16 protein-coding genes are annotated in these 23,023 nt (G+C 60.4%); 6 read left to right on the forward strand and 10 right to left on the reverse strand.

What is annotated here, in order from left to right; translation table 11 throughout:
• The coding region (locus P3T40_RS33650) for a hypothetical protein (protein WP_429272030.1) at window positions 1-201 on the forward strand (201 nt) is incomplete at its 5' end.
• Window positions 202-423: 222 nt separating this feature from the next.
• Here P3T40_RS33650 and P3T40_RS33655 read toward each other — a convergent pair.
• The 8 genes from P3T40_RS33655 to P3T40_RS33690 form a co-directional block, all read right to left on the reverse strand.
• The gene (locus tag P3T40_RS33655) at window positions 424-1,209 is read right to left on the reverse strand and encodes an FRG domain-containing protein (RefSeq protein ID WP_429272031.1); all 786 of its coding nucleotides are present in this window, start codon (window positions 1,207-1,209) and stop codon (window positions 424-426) included.
• 82 nt (window positions 1,210-1,291) lie between these two features.
• On the reverse strand, window positions 1,292-2,623 hold the full coding sequence (locus tag P3T40_RS33660; protein ID WP_429272032.1) for an MFS transporter: 1,332 nt from the start codon (window positions 2,621-2,623) through the stop codon (window positions 1,292-1,294).
• Window positions 2,624-2,678: 55 nt separating this feature from the next.
• Window positions 2,679-4,505: a phosphonate metabolism protein/1,5-bisphosphokinase (PRPP-forming) PhnN gene (gene phnN, locus P3T40_RS33665; RefSeq protein ID WP_429272033.1), complete on the reverse strand. Its 1,827-nt coding sequence runs from the start codon at window positions 4,503-4,505 to the stop codon at window positions 2,679-2,681.
• Window positions 4,506-4,508: 3 nt separating this feature from the next.
• The gene (nadC, locus tag P3T40_RS33670) at window positions 4,509-5,345 is read right to left on the reverse strand and encodes a carboxylating nicotinate-nucleotide diphosphorylase (RefSeq protein ID WP_429272034.1); all 837 of its coding nucleotides are present in this window, start codon (window positions 5,343-5,345) and stop codon (window positions 4,509-4,511) included.
• A gap of 443 nt (window positions 5,346-5,788) precedes the next feature.
• Complete coding sequence (locus P3T40_RS33675) at window positions 5,789-6,232, reverse strand: MarR family winged helix-turn-helix transcriptional regulator (RefSeq protein WP_429272035.1); 444 nt, start codon at window positions 6,230-6,232, stop codon at window positions 5,789-5,791.
• Window positions 6,233-6,314: 82 nt separating this feature from the next.
• Window positions 6,315-7,859, reverse strand: a complete 1,545-nt coding sequence (locus P3T40_RS33680) for a methyl-accepting chemotaxis protein (protein WP_429272036.1) — start codon at window positions 7,857-7,859, stop codon at window positions 6,315-6,317.
• A gap of 276 nt (window positions 7,860-8,135) precedes the next feature.
• Window positions 8,136-9,581, reverse strand: coding sequence for a cytochrome-c peroxidase (locus tag P3T40_RS33685; protein WP_429272037.1), 1,446 nt, complete (start codon window positions 9,579-9,581; stop codon window positions 8,136-8,138).
• A 139-nt stretch (window positions 9,582-9,720) separates the two neighbouring features.
• Window positions 9,721-11,508, reverse strand: coding sequence for a phospholipase C (locus P3T40_RS33690; RefSeq protein ID WP_429272038.1), 1,788 nt, complete (start codon window positions 11,506-11,508; stop codon window positions 9,721-9,723).
• Between the two features lie 703 nt (window positions 11,509-12,211).
• Here P3T40_RS33690 and P3T40_RS33695 point away from each other — a divergent pair.
• The 4 genes from P3T40_RS33695 to P3T40_RS33710 all read left to right on the forward strand — a co-directional run bounded on the left by P3T40_RS33695 (window position 12,212) and on the right by P3T40_RS33710 (window position 19,325).
• Complete coding sequence (locus P3T40_RS33695; RefSeq protein ID WP_429272039.1) at window positions 12,212-12,874, forward strand: gamma-glutamylcyclotransferase; 663 nt, start codon at window positions 12,212-12,214, stop codon at window positions 12,872-12,874.
• Between the two features lie 420 nt (window positions 12,875-13,294).
• On the forward strand, window positions 13,295-14,473 hold the full coding sequence (locus P3T40_RS33700) for an efflux RND transporter periplasmic adaptor subunit (protein WP_429272040.1): 1,179 nt from the start codon (window positions 13,295-13,297) through the stop codon (window positions 14,471-14,473).
• 20 nt (window positions 14,474-14,493) lie between these two features.
• A complete protein-coding gene (locus P3T40_RS33705) occupies window positions 14,494-17,766 on the forward strand; it encodes an efflux RND transporter permease subunit (protein WP_429272041.1) in 3,273 nt (1,090 codons plus the stop codon).
• A gap of 11 nt (window positions 17,767-17,777) precedes the next feature.
• A complete protein-coding gene (locus tag P3T40_RS33710; RefSeq protein WP_429272042.1) occupies window positions 17,778-19,325 on the forward strand; it encodes an efflux transporter outer membrane subunit in 1,548 nt (515 codons plus the stop codon).
• 106 nt (window positions 19,326-19,431) lie between these two features.
• Here P3T40_RS33710 and P3T40_RS33715 read toward each other — a convergent pair whose 3' ends face one another.
• Both P3T40_RS33715 and P3T40_RS33720 read right to left on the reverse strand, forming a co-directional pair.
• A complete protein-coding gene (locus tag P3T40_RS33715; RefSeq protein WP_429272043.1) occupies window positions 19,432-20,343 on the reverse strand; it encodes a LysR family transcriptional regulator in 912 nt (303 codons plus the stop codon).
• A 106-nt stretch (window positions 20,344-20,449) separates the two neighbouring features.
• Entirely contained in the window at window positions 20,450-22,039 is a 1,590-nt protein-coding gene (locus P3T40_RS33720) for an MFS transporter (RefSeq protein ID WP_429272044.1), read from the reverse strand.
• A 313-nt stretch (window positions 22,040-22,352) separates the two neighbouring features.
• On the opposite strand from P3T40_RS33720, the gene P3T40_RS33725 reads away from it, so the two are divergent.
• Window positions 22,353-22,994 carry a glutathione S-transferase family protein gene (locus P3T40_RS33725; protein ID WP_429272045.1) on the forward strand — a complete coding sequence of 214 codons (642 nt, stop codon included), beginning with the start codon at window positions 22,353-22,355 and terminating at the stop codon, window positions 22,992-22,994.
• Window positions 22,995-23,023 lie beyond the last annotated feature (29 nt).

Below are 23,023 nucleotides of genomic sequence, written 5' to 3' on the forward strand. Positions count from 1 at the left end.
AGACTTGATACTTTCGCTTTTGCAGCACACCCCGAAGGATCCACCGCCGCGTCGCCATCAAGCGCCCACACTTATCGGCTGTTAATTTTTAAAGAACTCTCGCTCAGAAGCTCTGCTTTCTTCGCGTCCGTCATCAAACGGGAGGCGAATTATGCGATGCCATCTGGGGCACGTCAAGCGTATTTGAGAAAAAAGTTTTAGGCCGCTAGATCGCGCCTTCAAGAGACCATCGCTAAGCTTTGCTAAGACGAAATTGCGCCTAAGACTTTTAGGCGAACCAAAACGAGGTGTTGCGGCGGCCTTATAAACAGCACCTCCTCAAAGCCCAATTATGTAGTAATCCTTATAAAAATGAACGCTACTTTTGACTATCACACTATATAGGTGGCGCACTGAGACCAATGCCCCACCCTATCCGCTCAGTTAGCCGAGCGGCGCAGCCGGCCAGACCATCTCGATCTCCACTGCGATAGAGCGGGCCAGCCCGTCGAGACCAGGGAACAACGATGCATTCGTAATGTTCATCCGGTACAGCCACTTCATTGCGTCCCAGCGTACCGAGGATGGCAGCACAATCTTGCGCAGCAGTTCGTCGTCGCTCGCATAACCGTCCAGGATATCGGGCAACGGACGGTCTATCACACCCGGAACAACAAACGTGCCTGACTGCGCGATCAGGCGATCATCCATCTCCTCGGGCTCACCGAACCAGACCACGGGGTTGCTATTGTCGAGAAAGTACTTCTCGAGGTTGCCGTCCACGCGAGGATCGATCAGGGTTCGGGTCAGCTCGGGTGCTCCTTTCGGAAGCGCACGGTTGTTCCATAGCACCGGTGTGTTGAGTGCGAAAATCGCCACGTCGGAAACCGAGCGCTCCAGTGCGAAGAACGCGGCCACAAACGGCGACTTGGTGAAATCGAGCAATCGTGTGGGCGCGCCATGATGCTGCATGAGACTCAGGACCCGCAGGTCGTCGTCGAGGAGGGTCGGATGCTGCACATAGTTGTGCGCCTTCCGTCTGAAGATGCGAATCGCGCGTTCTTCCCGCGCGCGCCACTGAGAACGGTCAGCTACATACGCAAGCATGTAGCGCGACAGGGAGCTAAGCAACGCCCACTCTGCGTCCTGCTGCCCTCGAAATGCCCAGCCGTCGAGCGTCGCTGATAGCTCCATAAACTGTTTCCAGCTCGAAACGACGGTGGTTTGCATCGGCCAGGCTCCTAAACACACAGACAGAAAACCCAATGATCGCTCAACGCTCCGGCGTTTGCACAGCCAGATTAAACTGCGTTCACGCTTCGTTCGCGATCGCCCCCTGCGCCGCACCCCGAGCCTCGGGGAAATCCGCGCTGTCTGCTGACGACTTCCGCTGAAGGGGCCGCTCGGGATGCAGGAAGATCCAGAGCACTGCGCCGCATGCAGCGGCGGCCCCGATCAGAAACAGGCCGCTTTCCCAACTGCCCGTGACTTTCACCGTGAAAGCAACCGCCATAGGCCCGGCTACGTTCGAGGCGGCGCCCCACAGATTAGTCCAGCCCGACATGACGCCGGTGTAGGCCTTGCCGAGATCCTGCGCGGCCGACCACACGACGACCTGGACAAACCCCACTGCCGCGAATGACAGGCAAAGCAGTGCGATCACCGTCGGCATATGTGCCGCCCTGGAGGCGCCGATCAGCGCCAGTGCACTGACGACAAAACCTGTCATCGCCACCGGCGTGCGCGCCCAGAACACCGAGCCCGTCTTCTTAAGGATGCGGTCGGAAATGGCCCCTGCCACGAAGACAGCAAAAAACACCGCGACCCATGGCAACGACGCGTACATGCCCATCGCCTTGAGCGACAAGCCGCGTGCTCGCATCAGATAGGTGGGCAACCATGTGGTGTAAAAGCTCTGGATCAGCACCAGCAGAAAATACTGCAGCCCAAACAACCAGAACCGCGGTTGACGGAAACATTGCAGGAATTCGCCCTTCACCGCGGCATTTTCCGGCGGCTGTCCAGCGGTAATCAATGCCGCCTCTTCCGGCGTGATCAGCGGATGTTCGGCGGGGCTATCGCGATAGCCCGTCCACCAGACCACGCCAAGCACCAGGCCGATAGCGCCAAAGCCATAGAAAACGGCATGCCACCCGAAATTCGCAATCGTCCACGCCGTCAGCGGAGCGGAAACGATCGGCCCCAGGTAGAGGCCCGCTAGCAGGATCGAGTTGCCTTTCGCTCGCTCGTTGTGCGGAAACCAGCGCTTGAGGGCGACGACCCCGCTCGACCAGTCCGCCGACTGCGCGCCGCCCAATACCGCCCGGCAGCCAAATAGCCACGCGAAGGTCGCCCCGAGCGGCGTGACGATCATCATGGCCGACCAAAGAACGCTGGTGGTGAACAGGACGTTGCGCGAGCCTCGACGCTCGGCCAGCCGGCCGGCCGGAATCTGACCCAATGCATAAGTCCAGAAATACACCGTGAGGATCATGGACATCTCCACGATCGACAACCCGAACTCTTTCTGGATCGTGGGGGCGGCGACCGTCATCGCGGCGCGGTCGAGCGTCATCACAAACGTGATCGGTGCAACAAGGAACGCCACAATCTTCCACCGCAGATTCGCTGTATGAAACGACATTTGTTCGCTCCTTGGAACTGCTTATGATTGAGTTGCGCCCGTGCTGCTCGCTTAACTACGAAAGCACCTCTTCTCGCACCGCGTCGCCGATGCAAATTCCCAACTGTTCTCTCGCGGCCTGGGCCGTCTCACGCAAGACGTCGGGCTGCGAGGCATGAATGCGCAATAGCGCGTCGCCCACGTTGACCGTATCGCCGACCCGACAGAGTAGATCGATGCCAGCGCCCTTGCAGGCGGGCGCGCCTGCCTGCAGCGCGAGTCCGGCAATACGCCAGCCGTCTATATCCGCAATCACGCCGGCCCGCTCAGCGCGCACAGTCTCCACATGCGGCGAAAGCGGCGCAAACTCGCGACTCCCCTGCGCATCGACGATCCGGTCAAAAGCACGACGGGCCGCTCCTTCATTGAGCAGGCGCTCCGCGATAGAACGTGCGGTATACACGTCCGCTATAGCAGGGTCCCAGGACAGGATGCGGGAAGCGAACTTCAGCGCCTTGTCGCGCAGGTCGCTGGGTGCGACCGGATTGCCGTCAAGCACCTGCAGCACGTCGCGCAGTTCGAGTGCAGGGCCGACTCCGCGGCCGATCGGCACGCGTCCATCGGTTATAACTGCATCGACCTGCATGCCAAGCTCCGCACCGACGCGCTCGAAGAGTTGCCCAAGCTGCTGCGCGTCTTCCTGCGTGCAGAGCTTGGTTCGCGGACCGTATGGCAGATCGACGACCACATGCGTGGCGCCGGCCGAATATTTCTTGGAGAGGATCGACGCCACCGACCAACGGCGCGTGTCCAGCCCTAGCGGGCGAACCATCGCGTTAGTCACATCGTCCACCTGCGAATGATTGAGCCGCCCGTTCCAGACGATGCAACCGCGCGCCGCCTTGACTGCGGCCCACATCTCCTCAGCATCGAGGTCGACACGCGCGGCGGCTTCCATCGCGTCGGCGGTGCCCGAAGCAGAGGTGATCGCGCGCGAAGACGTCTTCGGCATCAGAAGACCATATGCGGCAACGATCGGCACAACGATTAGCGTGACGCGGCTGCCTGGCACACCTCCCAACGAGTGCTTGTCGGCGACGATCTTCTCGCCCCAGTCCAGACGTGGCATGCAACGCGTGCGCACGCGCGCAAGCGATACGACCTCTTCGTCGCGCAAACCCGTGATCAACGCGCAGAGAATGGCCTGGCGATCAGCAGCGCAATAGCGATGATTGGCGAGGTCGTCGATCAAAGAGGCATAAGCTGTCTCGTCGAGCGTCGCACCGGCCAGCTTCGCGCGGTAGGCGTCCGCACTGGCGGAATGGCGCGTGGCAACCCGCTCGTGCAGCGCCACGCCCTCTTTGATGGCCGCCAGAAATCGCTCAATGCCGACCGCGCTGGTTGAATCGTTGACAACCTCGACGACCGTCACGCCCGACGGCGGCGGGCTAACCGCGCGTGCGAGGCGCGCCTCGATCTCGGCCGCGTTCTCCCGTCCTCGCGCCGCGATCCGTTGTGACAATAGTTGCCTCGGCGCGGTTACCTCGATGACCACCAACTGGGATACGCGCCCGACGAGCAAGGGGATCACCGCACGCGAGCCATTCGCAATGACATGCTGGCCCGCGTCTAGCGCATTGCTTAAATCGGCGGGCAGGCCGTAGCGAAGGCCGTGCGCTTCCCAGGTAATCAGGAATTGCTGAGCAGCATCGAGGGCGGCAAACTCCGCCTCGTTGACGCCCACATGCGCTTCGCCTGGGGCGCCCGCCGGACGGGTAATCGTGCGGGTAGCAAAGGCGTAATGCGCATCGTCGCGTAGCGCGGCTTTCGCTCCGTCGATCAGCGCGTCCTTCCCGACGCCGCTCGGTCCCACTACGAAAAAGAACACCCCGCCGTTGGCCATTTCTTACTCGGCGTCGTCGAGGCCGATGTCAACCGCCGGCGCCGACTGCATGATCTTGCTGGTGGAGATGTAGTCCACACCGGTTTCGGCGACGGCACGGATGGTGTCGATGCGGATGCCGCCCGAAGCTTCCACCTTGACCTTGCCCGCCACCATCTTCACAGCCGTCGTCATGTCGGCGACGGACATGTTGTCGAGCATGATCACATCCACCTCGGTCTCGAGCGCTTCGGCAACCTGATCGAGCCGGTCGCATTCGACTTCGACCTTGGTCAATACCGGCAATTTCCGGCGAGCACGCTCTACCGCCGCCTTGATGCTGCCGCACACCGCGATGTGGTTATCCTTGATCATCACGCCGTTATCGAGCCCAAGCCGGTGATTGAGGCCACCACCGCAACTCACCGCGTGCTTCTCGAGCATCCGCAGTCCCGGCGTCGTCTTGCGGCTGTCCAGCAGGCGCGCCTTCGTACCCTGAATGGCCTCGACGTAGCGGGCCGTTTCGTTTGCGATCCCGCTCATGCGCTGCACAATATTGAGCGCGGTGCGCTCAGCGGTCAGGATGCTGCGGGCTGGGCCGCGAACCGCGAGCAGGATGCCGCCGCGGCCAATGCGTTCGCCGTCCTGCACGCGTACGTCGATCTGCAATGAAGGATCGTAGCGGGCAAAGATGCGCGCGGCGACGTCGATGCCGGCGACGATCAGCGACTCGCGTGCGTTCATGACGAACGCACCCACATCGCCCGCGTCAATCATGGTCTGCGCCGTCAGATCGCAATATCCGATGTCCTCCAGCAACCACGTGTCGATCAACCGATCCACTGCAAATTGGTCGTACATAACCGCTCCTGATAAGTGAAGAGACTTGCTTCCGACCGTCTGCGACATCGACGCTTTAATAGCGTACACGCTTCAATATTCGTCAACAAGAAAATTTGACAGCGCTTTTCGGTGACGCTGCGAAGTCAATTTCTCCGATCAATCAAGGCCTAAAACACGATAGGAAGCGAAGAGACCATCGTCCCCGTCCGGTAGGCGCGGCTCCGTTAATAGCGCATACGCTATTTACTCGACGAATGCGATAGGCGCTATGTGCGGCGCCGACGCTGCCGGGTCACAGGCAAGAGCCTGACCCGGCATCTGAACGGCAGGCGCGCAAGGGAACTGCGGGGGCGAGGCGGTTGTACTAAATGGTGGGATGGGAGGAATAGACGTAGCGCACCTCGACGTAGGTGGAGACGGAAGATTGAAAGGAACAGCGCTATGGGGCTCCCGCGGTCCCGCTACTCCGCTTCAGTACCCATCATCTTGCGGAGCAGAAACGTCAACGCGACGCGCTCCGCCGGATTCAACTCCCCGTAGGTCTGTTCGGTCACTTCTTTGGCAAAGGGCACCGTACGATCGATCAGCGTCAGCCCCTGGGAGGTTGCGCGCACAAGCAATTTGCGGCCATCGCTCGGGTCTGCGGAAACCGCCACCAACCCACGCGCTTTCAGCCGATCGACTACGCCACGGATCGTGGCCTGATCGATCGCAGTTGTCTTGACGATTTCGTTTAGCGAACAGGCCTTATGTTCGCGCACTGCGCACAGCGTCACAAACTGCGCCGCGGTCAGATCGGAGTCAGGAATCGCTTCCTGGAAGATGGCGACGTGACGCTGGTAAGCCCGCCGCAACAGATGACCTATCTGATCGTGGAAATCGTAGTTATCGCTGCTGGACGTCATGTTTCATTGCAAAAGCGGGAATTTTTACAGTGTACACCCTTCATCCCCGCCTCCATCAGGCACGCCAGGGCAACAACGAATGCTACAGCTTAAAGGTGGAGACGCTGTCCGCCAGACCCTGGGCCTGCTCACGCATCGACAGGGATGCCGAAGCCGATTCCTCTACGAGGGCAGCGTTACGCTGCGTTGCTTCGTCGATCTGCGCAACCGCGTGGCCCACCTGCACGATACCGTCGCTCTGTTCCGCAGACGCCGACGCAATCTCCTGCATGATCGCCGCCACCCGTTGCACCGATACCAGGATCTCATCCATGCATCGACCGGCGTTGCCGACGAGCGTCGCGCCCTTTTCCACGTGCGAACCCGACGTGCCAATCAGCTTTTTGATGTCTTTCGCGGACACAGAAGAACGTTGCGCCAGATTGCGCACTTCGGCCGCGACCACTGCAAATCCCTTGCCGTTTTCGCCGGCACGCGCCGCCTCAACCGCGGCGTTGAGCGCGAGGATGTTGGTTTGAAAAGCGATGCCTTCAATAATCGCGAGGATCTCGGTGATATGTTCGGTACTCGTCTGGATCTGATCCATCGTCGCCACCACTTCCGAGACCACCTCGCTGCCGCGAATAGCCGAGGTTGAAGCGTCCCCGGCCAGCAGCGAAGCCTGCTGCGCGTTCTCGGCGTTCTGCCTGACCACGGAAGTCAACCGCTCCATACTTGCGGCCGTCTCCTGCAGCGACGCCGCCTGCTGCTCGGTTCGTGCCGACAGGTCCGCATTGCCGGCGGATATCTGGTTGGTCGACGTACCAATCGTCTGAGCGGCTTCGACGATCGTCACGACGGTCTCCCGCAGTCGCGTCTGCATTTCGCGTGTCCTGAACAGGAGGCTGCCGGCATCCCCGTCGTTCAATTGAATCGGATAGCTCAAGTCGCCACTGGCCGTGGCCTGAACCACCTCGGCAACATATTCCGGCGCCCCGCCGATGGTCCGGAACAGACTCCGGTTCACCAGGTAGACGACCAACGACAATACGCCTCCGATGACGGACACGGCGATCGCCAGCTGGATCAACGAGGAAACAAAGGCGTTGTCGATATCGTCAAGATACGCGCCCGTGATGAACGACCAGTCCCAGGGCTTATAGGTCAATACGTGGCTGCGCTTGCGTACCGGCTTGGTCGACCCCAGGCGCGGCGTCGCGTAGTCGACGAAACCCTCGCCGGAACCTTGCGCGATCGCGGCCATTGCGCGGTAAACGTATTTACCGTTGGCGTCGCGGTAGTCACCGAAATACTTACCTTCGGTCTCCGGCTTTGACGGATTCATCACCGAGTGCGACGCGGAATCGACGATTGAAATGTAGCCATCCTGACCGTAGCGAATGATCCGCAGTTCGGCTAGCGCCTGCTTTTTCGCCTCGGCAAGCGGCAATACCCCTTTGTCTGCAAGCGCCGCATATCTCAGCGTAATCTGCATGGCGATGTCGCCGGCATCCTTTAACGAGCGTTCACGCTCCTGCAGGCGAGCCTGATATGCCTGCCAGGCACCGAACCCCGCAACGCAGACCAGGCACAGAAGCGACAGGCCTAAAGGAATCCACAACCGTTGTTTGAATGTGAGGATACGCATGACGTCTCTACAGGAGTGAGCGAATACGTACGTCTACGGCAATTTTGCTAATACTTTTAATGGCGCCGCGAAACAGTCCCCGCGTCTCGAAGCTCACCGATTCGAGAGCATACACTACAAATTAATGCCATAGCGCAATTTGCCGCCGCACTGTTTGCGCTGAGCGCATGCGGAAGCAATGTGAATACTTTAGCGGGCGAGCCTGCTCTCGCGCCCCGGAAATCAGCCCCTAAGGCTTGACGAAGCACATAGGGGCAGCCCGGCCAATACAACGGATCAGTTAGGGTGGTAGCCGTCGTTTAACGTGCCGATAAACGCGATGATGTCCTTGATATCCTGGTCCGTCATCGCGGGCTTGTCGGTCGGCTTAACGTCGAACGGCGCGTCGGCATAGTCGATGTTGGCCTGATATTGCTTGGGAACATCGTCGAAGACCATCACCTTGCCCGACGCATCGCGCGGGTAGATCTTCTCGGGGTTCGTATTGCGAAGGTTATAGAAGTCCATCACCTGCTTCATGTCGTGATACACACCATTGTGAAAGTACACGTGGCGCGCTGCACTGTTGCGTAGCGTCGGCGTAAGGAACATTGAGCAATACTGGGTTTGCGTCGCCATATCCTTGCGGATCGGGCCGCACAATCCGATGTCGTAAGCCTTCGGGTCGCGGTTGTGCGCCAGCGCAGGGTTGCGAGGCACGCCGAGCGCTTCGTATTGAGTATCCGTGAAAAGCGGCGGCAGGTTGTCCGCAGTCGGCGCGCTCAGATGGCAGCCGGCGCAGTTGGCCTTCTTCGGATCGTTGAAAAGATGCAGGCCCCGCAGTTCTGTTTGCGTGAGGCGCGCCTTACCTTGCAGCCAGTAGTCGTATTTGCTGGTGAAGGCGTGGAATGACGTCTCCTCGAACTCGTAGCGGCCCACCGCGAACATGGCCTCCGCCGCGAACAGCTTCGGATCATTAAGGACACGTGGACCGAAAATCTGCTGGAACGTCTTGGCGTAAGGTGCTTTGGCAAGTTTGGCGGCCACGTCGTCGACGCTTGCATTGGCCATTTCGTTCGGATCGAGCAGCGGCCCAATTGCCTGTTTCTGCAGCGTGTCGGCACGGCCATCCCAGAACAGGCCGCCTTGAGGCACCATCGCTGGGGCAGCGGGAGCCAGACCTGCGACCTTGTCGGCGCGCTGCGTACCCTTCGCGGCCGAGGCGAGCGCAGCCAGATCGGGCGGGGCCTCGGCATCGGCTGCGTCAGGCCCGATGCTGAAAACCGCCTGACGATAGAGGTAAGCGAGCGACGGCGGCGGACGGTAGCCCGGTTGGTCCAGATGCGGGCCGCCCAGCTGCACGGACAGATTATTTGGCGGTCCGTACGAATGTTCTGGGCTGTGACACGAGGCACATGACTGCTTGCCCGAAGCGGACAATGAAGTGTCATAGAAAATCTGCTTGCCCAGTGTGGCGACAGCGCTCAGCGGAGCAGACGGCGGCAATACCAGTTGTACGGGGTGCGGATTCGCGCCGGTCAGATCTTCAACATAGTCTCCCACCGCATCGGGCATCCGCTCGGGGTAGACCAGTGCATAGCCGGCCAAACCCGCCACAGCGAGCAGCACGACCGCACACCCTGCCAACAGGCGCCGCCGGCCACGCGGCCTGGTTTGTCCGGGTGGCTGGGGGGCGATAGTCGATCCGGCTGATGGCGAGGTGGAGTGTGGGCTCGTAGACATGTGAAGGTGGTGAGAAGCGCAGAAGGTATCAAAAACGCATAGGGCCTGGCCGAAGCCAGGCCTCTCCAAAAAACTATCGTCCCGGCAGCGTGAGCCGCCGGGACGCGAGCCGACAGTGCAGCGTGCCGGCTTATGTCGCTCAGACCGACGGTTGCGTCGCGGAAGCGGACGCCGGCGGCGAGGCGACCTTGGTACCCTCGTTCGGATCGAGGTAGAGCACCGGATTCGGAGTGGTCGTCGAGAAGTTGAACAGGCTCATGATGCTGCCTGTAGCGGCGTCGTTCGAGCCTTGGCCGAGACGCGCACCGTTGAGCCAGTTGTCCTCGATGAAGCGCACCACCGATGCCTGCGTGATCTGCGTGTGGTCGACGTAGTTCGCCTTTGCATACGGCGAGATTACGAGGAACGGAATACGCGTGCCAGGCCCGCAGCGACCGTTGACCGCACCACCGTTGACACCGACACCTTGCACTGCACCCGCTGCGTTACACACGCCGGCGCCGCTCACCTGGTCGGCACCGGTAATGGTGCGCTTGTTGTCCGAGCTATTACCGGCGCTTTCCCCCGTCGTGGTGCTGTCGAACGACGAGGTCGTCGGCGTCGCGAACTGGTGGTCGTACCAGCCGTCCGAATCGTCATAGGTGACGATGACCGCAGTGTTCTTCCAGTCCGGCTGCTGTTCCAGGAAGTTCACCACGCTGGTGACGAAGGCTTGCTCGTCGATCGGATCGGAGTTACCCGGGTGCGCGTCGGCAATCGAAGGCGCCTTCAGGAAGCTGACCGACGGATAGTTGCCAGAGGACACAGCGGCGAAGAAGTCGTCCACGTCGTACTGGTGATGCACCGGCGTCGCGGTGTTGTCCAGCGGATCGGTAAAGCCAATTGCAGCCACCGAAGACGGACGGGTGTGTGCAAGATTCTGCGTGCTCGCGTAGTACTGGAACCACGCATGGTGCTGAACATAGTCGGCCTCGTTCTGCCCCAGCACGCTCGAGAAGGTCGTCCGCGCGCAGCCGGTCGTGCCGTTCGGGTTGACCGTGGTCAGGTTGAACCCGCCCATGAACCCGCCCCAGGTAATGTTGGCCGAATTGAGCAGATCGCCAATGTTCTTCGAGGTCATCGATGCCGTCGTCGCGGACTTGGCCTGAATCGTACAGGTGTCGCCGGTCGGGTCCAGGTCACCCACCAGCGTCCAGCCGCCCTGGAGGTCATAGACCACATTCGGCGACGGGTTGGCCGTCACGCTGCCCGCTACCACTGCGCCGTTGCTCGTGACCACGGCGCCGTTGTGCTGACCCGATACCACGGCGATTGCGCCCGGCGTCGACGGACCATACGTGTCGGTATAGGCGTTGTCGCTCATCGCGAAGTTCTGCGCGTAGTTCCACAGACCCGTCACAGTATTGCCGTCGTAGTAGCCCATCACGAGGCCCAGCGTGCCGAATTCGCCCGTGGAACCCGTCGCGTTGTTACCCGTATTCAGCGGGTACAAGTCCATCTTGCCGCCGTCGGCAGCAAGCTGTTCCGCCGTGTAGCCGTGGTTCTGACTCTCCGTGCCGGCCTGGGTGCGGTCGAGGCGGAACGGATTGATGTTGGTGCCGGCCGGATTCGCCGTGTTAGCGACGGTCGGATTCGAGTTCAGCAGCGCGGTCGTCAGACCGTTGACTGTCGGCGTGCCGGATACCGCGGTAAACGTCGGCTCGCCTGTGGGGTTCGTCGCACTCGGGTAGGTACCGAAGTAGTGGTCGAACGATTCGTTCTCACCAAAGATCACCACGACGTGCTTGATCGGCGTCGCGGTTTGCAGTGCATCCTGCGCGGACACGACAGGCGCGGGTGCGCTGCTCTTGACGTTGCTGCCGCAAGCGGCCAGCGCAAGTAACGTTACCGCGAACGAAATCGGTAACAGGGTCTTTCTTTGTAACATGTGGGGCGCTCCGGATATTCTGCGGCGGATCCATCGCTAAACGGAAAGAAGCCGGTTTGTTAAAGGAGTACAGCGTTGTTGTCAGCTCGGTTACGCCGCTGCATTGGAGCATTTGAATATGAAGGTTTTATAAATGCGCTAAAAGATGTTGGACAAAGCGCATTGATTGCGTGTCGGTTTGGTAATCGGAAGTTGAGCGAATGGATTTTGTAATATTGATGCTCGCTCGAACCAAAGCCCGAAAGTACCGGCGATTGAGGGCATGAAGGGGCCCGCCACGTCGAGAAAATCAGGCATCCGAAATCAGTCGGTGCGTGTGCCTTGACCTTGTCCACGCGCATTACCCGCTATCTTTCTATTCGCGCTTTGCGCCGATTGTGACGTAATTGTGATCGACACATTCGTTTTCAAAAAGACAGTATTTCGTCAATTCATTGAATTAAAAACTTATGCCTTGAACGGGACGCGCGGGCGCGACCGAACGGGTCGCAAAGCAAACTGCCGATGTGCGCAGCCAGTCGCAATCAGACCGGTTGCGCGGGGATTGTCGCTTCCCTATCACCAAAGCGTCTCCCAAACAGGCGTTTATCCGAAAAGGTACTGCGGTCATACTGTCGTCAGGCCTGAGGAGTTTGGCGCGAAGGGTTTTCTGCCCGGGTCGCGCCGGGCCAGGGCGTTTTAGAACCTTTACATGGCGACGGCAATGCTGACACGACAGGCGATTGACTCGGGCGAGTACCTCGACCACTTTGACTCGCTGCCCAACCTTTGGACGAAGGACCGCATCGAGAGCTCCCTCGCGGAGACCATGAGGTCCCGGCCAACGGGAACGGACGACGTCTGGATCTTCGCCTACGGCTCACTAATGTGGAATCCGATGGTGCATTTCGACCGAAAACAGGTCGCCACCTTGCACGGCTGGCATCGCAGCTTCTGTCTTCGCATGGATATTGGGCGTGCGAGCCCCGAGATGCCGGGCCGGATGCTTGCTCTCGAGTCAGGAGGACACGCGCATGGCGTAGCGTTGAAGCTCGCTCGCGCTACGATGGAGCAAGAGCTCGGACTCATATGGATTCGCGAAATGGTGTTGGGCTCGTATCAGCCGACGTGGGCCTCTGTCACGCTGGACAACGTCACCGAAACGCATGCGATTGCGTTTGTTGCAAATACGAGCCGCGACCAGTATGCGGCCGACTCATGCGTGTCTACGGTCGCGCCACTCGTGGCGAGAGCCTCAGGGAAATTTGGCAGCAACGCCGAGTACCTGTTCAAACTTCACGCTGCGCTTAAAGAATACGGTTTACAAGACTCGTATATCGATGAACTCGCTGGCGAGATACAGCGTATTTCCCCCTGTCGTGCCTGAACGATGCGTGCCCGCAACGCGGTTCAGCGCCAACCCTATTCTGCCGACTGAAAACGCAAACTACGTCAGGCGGACTCCGTCGACATTGGCCTCGCTTCAAGACAACGCACCAACGCGCTTTTCGGCTCAGCGACCCGTGGATGCGGTCGCCATCCGATTGCCTCAACCCTTGTGACGTCTGCATTCGTAGGCTAGTCGCGTCCTTAGGCAAGCAGTTCACAAAGTAGCTCGCAGCGCGGCGATTGTCGCTTCGGAAGCTACAAAGAAACCACTGCGCCCTACTTTATCGCCAGAAGCTCGCAGACCATACTTCCGTCAACACATCACGCCGCTCGAGCGCTGTAACGCTGCGACTTGACGACTGGCTCAAATCTTGCAATTTCGCTGAATTTCTTTGCCTATCAATAAGGATTACTACGCATGTTTACCAATCGAAAACGCGTCGTCGGCGCGCTTGGTGCACTGTTCGTGGTTGGCACAGTCGCTGGCATCGGCTTTAGTCACGGGCGCGATTCGTCGCCAGTGAGTGCAGCTCAAGCCGCAGAAACAGCCGCGCCAACGGTTATAGAAGTCGATGTCGCAACTGTGCTTTCCCAGACGATTACCGACTGGCAGAGTTACTCCGGACGCCTGGAAGCTGTCGACCACGTCGATGTTCGTCCGCTTGTTCCAGGCACCATCGTCGCGGTGCACTTCAAGGACGGCGCTCTAGTTAAAAAAGGAGATCCGCTTTTCACCATCGACCCGCGTCCGTATGTCGCTGAAGTCGACCGCGCCGCGGCGCAACTCTCCGCCGCGCAGGCGCGTGCGACGTACACCTCGACCGACGCGGCGCGCGCCGACCGGTTGCTGGCCGACAACGCCATCGCAAAACGCGACTACGACGAGAAGCAGAACGCCACTCGTGAAGCCGCAGCCGGCGTCAAGGCCGCTCAAGCCGCACTGGAAGCGGCTCAAGTGAACCTGAGCTATACGACAGTGACCGCGCCCGTGTCAGGACGCGTCTCGCGCGCGGAGCTGACGGTGGGTAACGTCGTATCAACCGGGCCCAATGCACCGCTCCTCACGACGCTCGTTTCGGTCTCGCCGATTTATGCGTCGTTCGATGTCGACGAACAGACGTACCTGCAATACCTGGGTCGCGACCGCAACGCGACGGTACCAGTTTCGCTGGGTCTCGCCAACGAAGACGGCTATTCCCGCAAGGGCACCATCACGTCGGTCGACAACCGCCTCGATACTTCATCGGGCACCATCCGCGTTCGCGCAAGCATCGACAACACCGACGGCGCGCTTGTGCCAGGCCTTTATGCACGCGTGAAGGTCGGCGGTGGAGAAGCCCATCCTGCGATCCTGATCAGCGACGCCGCGGTTGGTACAGACCAGGCGAAGAAATACGTGCTGGTCGTAGACGCTGCGGGCAAGGCGCAATACCGCGAAGTCCAGTTAGGTAGCCTCCACGACAACCTGCGTGTCGTCACCTCGGGTCTGAAGGCCGGTGAGCGCATCGTCGTCAGCGGCACCCAGCGCACCCGTCCGAACGATACCGTCCGGGCCAACATGGTCAAGATGACCGACGCCGCGAAGCCCGCCGCGTAAACGTCAACGGGAAGCCCATCATGAACATCTCGAGGTACTTCATCGACCGGCCCATATTCGCGGGCGTGCTGTCGGTGGTCATCCTGCTGGCCGGTGTCATCGCACTGACGAAGTTGCCAACCGCAGAGTATCCGGAAGTCGTACCGCCTTCGGTAGTCGTCCGCGCGCAATATCCGGGCGCGAACCCGAAGGTCATCGCCGAGACTGTGGCCTCGCCAATCGAAGAGCAGATCAACGGCGTCGAAAACATGTTGTACATGCAGTCGCAGGCAAATAGCGACGGCGCCATGACGACGACCGTCACGTTCAAGCTCGGAACCGATCCGGACAAGGCTCAGCAGCTCGTGCAGAACCGCGTGTCTCAGGCCATGCCGCGTTTGCCCGAAGACGTGCAGCGGCTCGGGGTCGTCACGGTGAAGTCCTCGCCAACGCTGACGATGGGTGTCAACCTTGGCTCGCCGAATGGCCGCTATGACCTGACCTACCTGCGCAACTACGCGCTCATCAACGTCAAGGACCGGCTTGCGCAGGTTCCCGGTGTCGGCGAAGTCGTGATGTGGGGAGGCGGTGACTACTCAATGCGCGTCTGGCTCGATCCGACCAAGGTGGCCAGCCGTAACATGACGGCCACTGACGTCATCAAGGCCATCCGCGAGCAGAACGTTCAGGTCGCAGCTGGCATCGTCGGCGGGGCGCCCATGACGACGAACGTGCCCTTGCAACTCAGCGTCAATGCACAGGGACGCTTGAAGACGGAAGACGAGTTCCGCAAGATCATCCTGAAGACGGGACCTGATGGCGCAGTCACGCATCTGAGCGATGTAGCTCGCGTTGAAATGGGTGCGTCCGAATATGCGCTACGCGCAAACCTCGACGGAAAGCCTGCTGTCCAGCTGATTATCTTCCAGCAGCCCAACGCCAATTCTCTGCAGATTTCGACGGACGTTCGCCGAATCACCGCCGAACTGCAGAAGGATATGCCGGATGGAGTCAAAGCCGAGATCGTCTACGACCCGACGCAATTCGTCCGCGAGAGTATCGACGCGGTAATCCACACGCTCTTCGAGGCCATCATCCTCGTCGTGATTGTAGTGATTGCGTTTCTGCAGACCTGGCGGGCCTCGCTGATTCCGCTGGTCGCCGTGCCGGTTTCGATTGTCGGCACGTTCTCGCTGATGCTTGCGTTCGGCTTCTCCATCAACGCGTTGTCGTTGTTCGGGATGGTGCTGGCCATCGGGATTGTGGTCGACGATGCGATTGTGGTGGTGGAAAACGTGGAGCGGAATATCGCCGCCGGGCTGACGCCGTTAGAGGCGTCGTATGAAGCAATGCGTGAAGTCAGCGGACCGATTATCGCAATCGCATTGACGCTGGTAGCCGTGTTCGTGCCGCTCGCGTTCATGTCGGGCCTCACAGGCCAGTTCTACAAGCAGTTCGCCATGACCATTGCGATTTCAACGGTCATCTCGGCGTTCAACTCGCTGACGTTGTCACCTGCTTTGGCCGCCGTGCTGTTGAAGGACCACCACGCACCGAAGGACTGGCTCACGCGCGTGATTGACCGCGTCCTCGGGCCGTTCTTCAACGTCTTCAATAAGGTTTTCAATCGCGGTTCCGATGCGTACGGCAAGGGCGTCGGCGGTGTCATCAACCGCAAGTTCGCAATGGTGGTCGTGTACGGCGTCCTGCTCGGTGGCACCGTCCTTCTCGGCAAGATTGTGCCGGGTGGCTTTGTGCCGGCGCAGGACAAGGACTATCTCGTCAGCATCGTGCAGTTGCCGCCAGGCGCCTCGCTCGACCGGACGGCGAAGGTCGTGCATGAGATGGGTGAGATTGCGCGTCGTCAACCCGGTGTTGAGCATACGCCTGAGTTCCCGGGTCTCAACGTGACCGGCCTGATGAATTCGTCGAGCAGCGGTCTGGTGTTTCCGGTGATGAGTCCATCGAAGCATCGCGGCAAAGATGAATGCGCCGCGACCATTGTCGGCAACCTGCAGAAGGAATACGACGGCATCAAGGACGCCACGATTGCGACGTTCCCGCCTCCGCCGGTTTCAGGTCTGGGCACCATCGGCGGCTTCAAGTTGCAGATTGAGGACCGTGGCGCCTTGGGCTACGAAGCGCTGAACAAGGCCGTCCAAGCATTCCTCGCTGCCGCGGCAAAGGCGCCCGAGCTCGGACCGTCGTTCTCGAGCTACCAGATCAACGTGCCGCAACTGAACGTCGAACTGGACCGCGAGAAGGCCAAGCAGCTTGGCGTCAACGTAACGGACGTGTTCGACACGATGCAGATTTACCTGGGCTCGCTGTACGTGAACGACTTCAACAGGTTTGGGCGCGTGTATCAGGTGCGCGCCCAGGCCGATGCCCCGTTCCGCGCCTCGGCCGAAAGCATCCTCGAACTCAAGACCCGCAACGCCGCTGGTGAAATGGTGCCGCTGTCGTCACTCGTGAAGGTCACACCCACCTTTGGACCGGAAACCGTGATTCGGTACAACGGGTTCCTTGCGGCCGACATCAACGGTGGTCCGGCGCCCGGCTATTCGTCCGGTCAGGCCATGGCCGCGGTCGAACGGATCGCGGCACAGACGCTGCCGCGCGGCATCAAGTTCGAGTGGACCGACCTCACGTATCAGCAGATTCTGGCTGGCAACGCCGCGCTCTGGGTGTTCCCGATCAGCGTGCTGCTGGTGTTCCTCGTGCTTGCTGCGATGTATGAAAGCCTCACGTTGCCGCTCGCCATTCTGCTGATTGTGCCCATGAGCATTCTCTCTGCGCTCTTTGGAGTCTGGCTCACGCAAGGGGACAACAACATCTTCACGCAGATTGGCCTGATGGTGCTGGTGGGTCTATCGGCAAAGAACGCGATTCTGATCGTCGAGTTCGCCCGCGAGCTTGAAATGCAGGGTCGCACGATTGTTCAGGCGGCAATCGAGGCTTCACGCCTGCGCTTGCGTCCGATTCTGATGACGTCGATCGCGTTCATCATGGGTGTGGTGCCGCTCGTGATCTCCACCGGTGCGGGGTCGGAGATGCGTCGCGCCATGGGCATTGCCGTGTTCTTCGGCATGTTGGGCGTCACATTCTTCGGGCTGTTGCTGACCCCGGTGTTCTACGTCCTGCTGCGCAAGCTCGCCGGCGGCAAGCAGTTGAAGGACAAGCACGGCAACCATCCGCATATCCACGGTCCCGATGACCACGGCCCTGACCGGGTTGGCGCTGACGATTCGCACGGAGCAACCGTGACGCCCGCGCCGCAACCCAAAGTGCAAGAGCCGGCGTTGCAGGACTAAAGGAGAACATCATGAAACGAATCTTTTCGATTAAAAGAGCTTTCACCGGTTCCGTTCTGCTGGGCGCGTTGCTGTTACTCGCAGGATGTTCGCTAGCACCGACGTACGAGGTGCCATCCACGCCGGCCATTGCCACCTTCAAGGAAGCGCCACAGGCAGTGACGCCTGAAGATGCGGGAGCGTGGAAGACAGCGCAACCGTCCGAAGATGTCGCCCGAGGCGAATGGTGGAAAGCGTTCGACGACCCCAAGCTGAACGACCTCGAGCAGCAAGCGCTCAATGCGAACCAGAACCTCAAGGCAGCGGCTGCGCGAGTGAAGGAAGCCCGAGCGATGAACCAGGCGGCGCGTGCTGGCCTCTTCCCGTCGCTTGACGCGGGGTTTGGTCCGACGCGTGAACGCGTGTCTGCTGCGTCGCTTTTTGAGCCTGACGGCACGAACGTACCGCAGCAGACCTTCTGGCGCGCCCAGGCGAGCGCTTCGTACGAAGTTGACCTGTTCGGCCGCGTCGCGTCCACAGTGGATGCGGCACGCGCCGACACGCAACGCAATGAAGCACTCTATCGTTCGGTTCTGCTCGCGCTTCAGGCCGACGTCGCACAGAACTACTTCGCCTTGCGCGAACTCGACGCCGAGGCGGACGTCTTCGCGCAGGCCGTCGAACTACGCGAGCAGGCGCTCAAGCTTGTAAAACGCCGCTACGCAGAAGGAGAAATCACTGAGCTCGATGTCTCCCGCGCCCAAGCCGAACTGGCAAGCGCGCAGTCCGACGCGATGACTGTGCAACGCCTGCGCGCTGCCTCCGAGCACAGCCTCGCGGTGCTGCTCGGGAGCGCGCCAGCGGAGTTCTCAATGGCGGCCGACCCGCTCAAGCCCGTCGACCTGCGCATCCCTCCAGGCTTGCCGTCGACCCTGCTCGAACGCCGTCCGGACATCGCCGCTGCGGAACGCACTATGGCCGCGGCGAATGCCCGGATTGGTGTTGCGAAGGCGGCGTTCTTCCCTTCGCTCATCTTGACGGGTACCGGTGGCTTCGAGTCGGCAACGTTGGGTGACCTCTTCAAATGGAGCAGCCGGGCGTTCCTGCTCGGCCCGTTGGCGGGGACGGCATTGAACATCCCGCTGTTCGACGGTGGGCGTCGCACGGGCAACCTTGCCAATGCGCGCGCTGTCTATGAAGAGGACGTCGCGGACTATCGCCAGCAGGTACTGGTGGCGTTTCGTGAAGTCGAAGACAACCTCTCGGACATGCGCATTCTGGAGGCGCAGACCCAAACGCAGGACGACGCCGTCAAGGCGTCACAGCGGGCTGCGGATCTGTCCCGTGTGCAGTACAACGAGGGAGCAGTGAATTATCTGGACGTCATCGACGCAGAGCGGACGGTCTTGCAAGCCCGCCGCGCAGCAGTTCAATTGCAGGGCGTACAGGCTGCATCCGCTGTCAATCTGATTCGTGCGCTCGGTGGCGGATGGGGAGATGTCGTACCGCAGCCGGCACAGATAGTTGCGGTAGGGACGAGTCCGGATCCGTCGACGCCAGCATCGGTCGTGCAGAAGTAGTCGAACGTGATTCGATTGGGTAAAAAGTGGGCCCGTCCAGAGAAGACGATGGGCCCGTTGCTTACCGGAGCGGTGAAATGAATCCGGAGAAGCCATCGGCCGTCGCTTATTCGCTCGTTTTCTGCAGCGTCTCAGCCAGATGATTGACCACCGCCCTAGTCTTCGCCGCCATCTTCTGACCAAGAGAAATAATGGCGTGCACAGGTGGCCCATCGGTGTCAGCTTCCGGCAGAAGATGAACCAGCTTTCCGGACTGGACGTAGGGCAGCGCCACCCGGTCAAGGATCTGCGTCACCCCGAAGCCCGCAACCGCAGCCTCTACGAGCGCCTGACCGTCGGCGAGGACGAGTACCGGCGACGGAGAGACGTCGCGAACATTGGCGCCGTCCCGCACCGTCCACGCCCGCAATCGACCGGTGGGCCCGCGGAACACAATCGCGTCATGGTCGGTCAGGTCGGAGAGCGACGTCACCTTACCTCGCCGTTCCAGATAGTCTGGCGAGGCGTACAGCCCGAGGCGCAGGTCACACAGTTTGCGTACGGTCAGGTCACTGTCTTGTGGCAGGGTACCAATCCGCACGACCACGTCCCAGCCTTCCCCCACCGGGTCCGACATTCGGTCCGTCAAAGCCATTTCCAGCGTGAGCTTCGGATACTTCTCGCGTAGCTGGATAAAGCTTGGTAACAGCAAGCGCCCAAAGCCGGCAGGCAGGTCTATCTTCACCCGCCCGACTGGTTCCGAGCGCCTTGCGGCCAACTGCTGCTCAGCCTCGCGCAGTCCATCCAGCGCGTCCTGTGCGGCGGCCAGATAGGTTTCGCCATCCTCAGTTAGCCGCACCGCCCGCGTGGTGCGTTGAAAGAGCTTCGTGCCGAGCCGGGCCTCGAGGCGTTGCACCGCCTTGCCGACGTTGGACTTGCTGCTGCCAAGGTCCTCCGCGGCACGAGTAAAGCTGCCGGTCTGGGCGACCGCCACGAATACCGCAATCTCGGCCATCGGTGCATCGACACGCTCGTTCATCTCTCGACCCATTCGGCAAAGTATGAAGACAGCTCACTTTATCAGTTATGACAAAAGGGCCGTCTGATACCAGACGGCCCGCGGGAGTACGTAATCGCAATCGGTGTCAGGCGCTTACCGTCTCACGGACCACTTCCTCTTTGCCATGGTTCTCGTCTGGCGTGGAGCCTGGTTCGTCGTCCTGAGGTGGTGTCTTGCTCAGAAAGGCAAAAGTCGCAAACGCCGATAGCAGCGTAATGACGATCAGCACGTGCAACAGGCTCGTAAATGCGTCTGCGTAGCTGGCCGAGAGCGCATGCCTGCTGACTTCAGGAAGCGTCGCAGCCGCGTGCACCATGTCGCCGGCAGTCACACGCTGCGCAGCTTCCGCGATTCGCGCGTGCATGGCCGGCGAAGTGTCAGGAACGATGCGTGCAAGACTCGTATGAGCAAGTGCAGCGAGGATAGCTGTTGCGATGGCTAGAGCGATTCCTTCGCCAGCAACCCGCGTCGTGCTGAAAATGCCTGACGCCATCCCTGCGCGTTCCTTCGGCACAACGCTGACTGAGAGACCATCCATCAACCCCCACGGCATTCCCGCGCCAAGTCCGATCACGAGCATCGGCATAACCAGCGCATCTCTCGACGCACTGAAATCCACGAGGCTCAACCAGTAAAGACCTGCCGCCGCGATGAGGAAGCCGATACCCGAGAGCACGCCGGCAGACAGCCAGCGCGCGAACGAAGCGACCAACATCGGAACGACAAGCATAGGCGCGGAAAGCGCGACCATCAGCATGCCGGCGTGCATTTCGTCGAGGCCTTCGGCGCCGATAAAGCGCAACGGCAGCATGACGATGAGCACGATGTAGCAATAGCACGTGCCTACCGGGAGAATCTGCACACCGACAAAGCGAGGATAGCGGAACAGGCTCAGTTCAAGCATGGGACGCTTCACTCGCGTCTCGACCATAACGAATGCGACCAGCATGACCGCCGACAATACCAGCAAGATCACAACCCAAGGACTGCCCCAGCCACTTTCCGGCGCCTGAATGACGCCGAACGTGAAGAGCGCGAGCGTCGCGGTAAAGGTGATGGTGCCCGGATAGTCGAGGCCGGTCGCGTTCGGATCCCGCGTTTCACGCATGCGCGGCACGCCGAAGATAAAGGCGATGACACCGATGACGGCAATGACCATGAAAATCGAGCGCCAACCAAAGTGTTGGATGAGTGTGCCGGCCATCAGCGGGCCGAATGCAAGGCCGATACCAAAGCTGGTGCCAAGCATGCTGAATGCCCGTGTACGGGCGTGCCCTTCGAACTCCTGAGCAAGCGACGCCGCGCCGCTCGACAGGGAGGCAGCCGCGGCGATGCCTTGTGTCGCTCGGAGAATATCCAGCCATAGCGTCGACGGCGCAAAGCTCATGGCAAGTGACGTGACAACGAATCCGCCCAACCCGAGGACGAAAAGGCGTTTGCGACCGAACTGGTCAGCAAGCGCCCCGGCCGCCATCAGCAGGCTGCCGAAGCTGAGCATAAAGGCGTTGGTGACCCACGTAAGCATGGCGGGGCTGCCGCCGAGGTCACGGCCGATTGCAGGAGTCGCGACCGCGCCTCCCGAAAACGCTAGAGGGAGCACGAGAGCCGACAGACAAACGGCTGCAAGAATCAGCAGTTTGTTCCTGTCGGCACCATGTGGCGTTTGACGATGCATGGGTGGGCCTATCGGAAGAGTTGAACAGCCCCGATAAACCAGAGCCTCGCTCTCGCCATGGGCTGTCGAAGCACGCCATTCTGAAGATGGCAGCGATAGAGATAAACGACCCCTCAGTGTTCAGAGCGTCTCCCTGAAAGCGACAATCGTCCGCACAGCAATTGTCGCCACGAAAACGACAGAGTGACTCCCGCACCGGTGTTTATCGCGCGAGCGATTCTCGCAATACTTCATCCCAACGGTGCGCGACGTCTCTCCCGCTTCCAGCTACCCGCCGCACACCAGCCATCCATTCAACTTAAAGGTTCGTCAAATGAAACTCTATATCGCGCAAGCGACATGTTCCCTGGCAGTCCAGGCCGTATTCAATGAGTTAGGGCTGTCCCCCGAACTGATCCACTACGACGTATTCGGCAAGTCCACGTCGGACAACGTCGACTTTGCGAACGTCAATCCACTCTCTTACGTGCCGGTCCTCGAGCTCGACAACGCAGATAAGGAGCGGATGACCGAAACCATCGTCATCGCGTCGTATCTCGCCGATCAATACCCCGACTCCGGACTGATGCCCGCGCACGGCACGCTGGAGCGTGTCAGGATGGACCAGTTGCTGACCTTTGTCGCCACCGAGATCGCGCAGAAGCACATTCCGCTGATGCGCAAACTGATGACCGAGGAAGGCGTAGCGTTCACCACTAACAAGCTGCTCACCGCCTACGCTGCACTTGACGCGCGTCTCGCCGATGGCCGCGCGTACCTCACCGGCGAGCAATTCACTGTCGCAGACGCTTATGTTTGGGCAACCATGTGGCACGAACGGTCTGGGGTAAAGCTTGATCACCTGACGAATCTGATGACCTATATCGCACGAATTGAAGCGCGGCCCTCAGTGCAGAAAGCCCTGAAGGATGAAGCCGAACTGATCAGCCAACACAGGGCGCAGTTGGCGGCGTAGGCCGCCGCAGGAAAATCGCACCGCGTTTC

Source organism: Paraburkholderia sp. EB58, assembly GCF_050436665.1.
In the GTDB taxonomy this organism is placed as follows: domain Bacteria; phylum Pseudomonadota; class Gammaproteobacteria; order Burkholderiales; family Burkholderiaceae; genus Paraburkholderia.

What these genes read in the sequence shown, in the direction of transcription:
- P3T40_RS33655 (WP_429272031.1), bottom strand. Translation starts at nt 1,209, where the DNA reads ATGCAAACCACCGTCGTTTCGAGCTGGAAACAGTTTATGGAGCTATCA.
- P3T40_RS33660 (WP_429272032.1), bottom strand. Translation starts at nt 2,623, where the DNA reads ATGTCGTTTCATACAGCGAATCTGCGGTGGAAGATTGTGGCGTTCCTT.
- phnN (WP_429272033.1), bottom strand. Translation starts at nt 4,505, where the DNA reads ATGGCCAACGGCGGGGTGTTCTTTTTCGTAGTGGGACCGAGCGGCGTC.
- nadC (WP_429272034.1), bottom strand. Translation starts at nt 5,345, where the DNA reads ATGTACGACCAATTTGCAGTGGATCGGTTGATCGACACGTGGTTGCTG.
- P3T40_RS33675 (WP_429272035.1), bottom strand. Translation starts at nt 6,232, where the DNA reads ATGACGTCCAGCAGCGATAACTACGATTTCCACGATCAGATAGGTCAT.
- P3T40_RS33680 (WP_429272036.1), bottom strand. Translation starts at nt 7,859, where the DNA reads ATGCGTATCCTCACATTCAAACAACGGTTGTGGATTCCTTTAGGCCTG.
- P3T40_RS33685 (WP_429272037.1), bottom strand. Translation starts at nt 9,581, where the DNA reads ATGTCTACGAGCCCACACTCCACCTCGCCATCAGCCGGATCGACTATC.
- P3T40_RS33690 (WP_429272038.1), bottom strand. Translation starts at nt 11,508, where the DNA reads ATGTTACAAAGAAAGACCCTGTTACCGATTTCGTTCGCGGTAACGTTA.
- P3T40_RS33695 (WP_429272039.1), top strand. Translation starts at nt 12,212, where the DNA reads ATGCTGACACGACAGGCGATTGACTCGGGCGAGTACCTCGACCACTTT.
- P3T40_RS33700 (WP_429272040.1), top strand. Translation starts at nt 13,295, where the DNA reads ATGTTTACCAATCGAAAACGCGTCGTCGGCGCGCTTGGTGCACTGTTC.
- P3T40_RS33705 (WP_429272041.1), top strand. Translation starts at nt 14,494, where the DNA reads ATGAACATCTCGAGGTACTTCATCGACCGGCCCATATTCGCGGGCGTG.
- P3T40_RS33710 (WP_429272042.1), top strand. Translation starts at nt 17,778, where the DNA reads ATGAAACGAATCTTTTCGATTAAAAGAGCTTTCACCGGTTCCGTTCTG.
- P3T40_RS33715 (WP_429272043.1), bottom strand. Translation starts at nt 20,343, where the DNA reads ATGAACGAGCGTGTCGATGCACCGATGGCCGAGATTGCGGTATTCGTG.
- P3T40_RS33720 (WP_429272044.1), bottom strand. Translation starts at nt 22,039, where the DNA reads ATGCATCGTCAAACGCCACATGGTGCCGACAGGAACAAACTGCTGATT.
- P3T40_RS33725 (WP_429272045.1), top strand. Translation starts at nt 22,353, where the DNA reads ATGAAACTCTATATCGCGCAAGCGACATGTTCCCTGGCAGTCCAGGCC.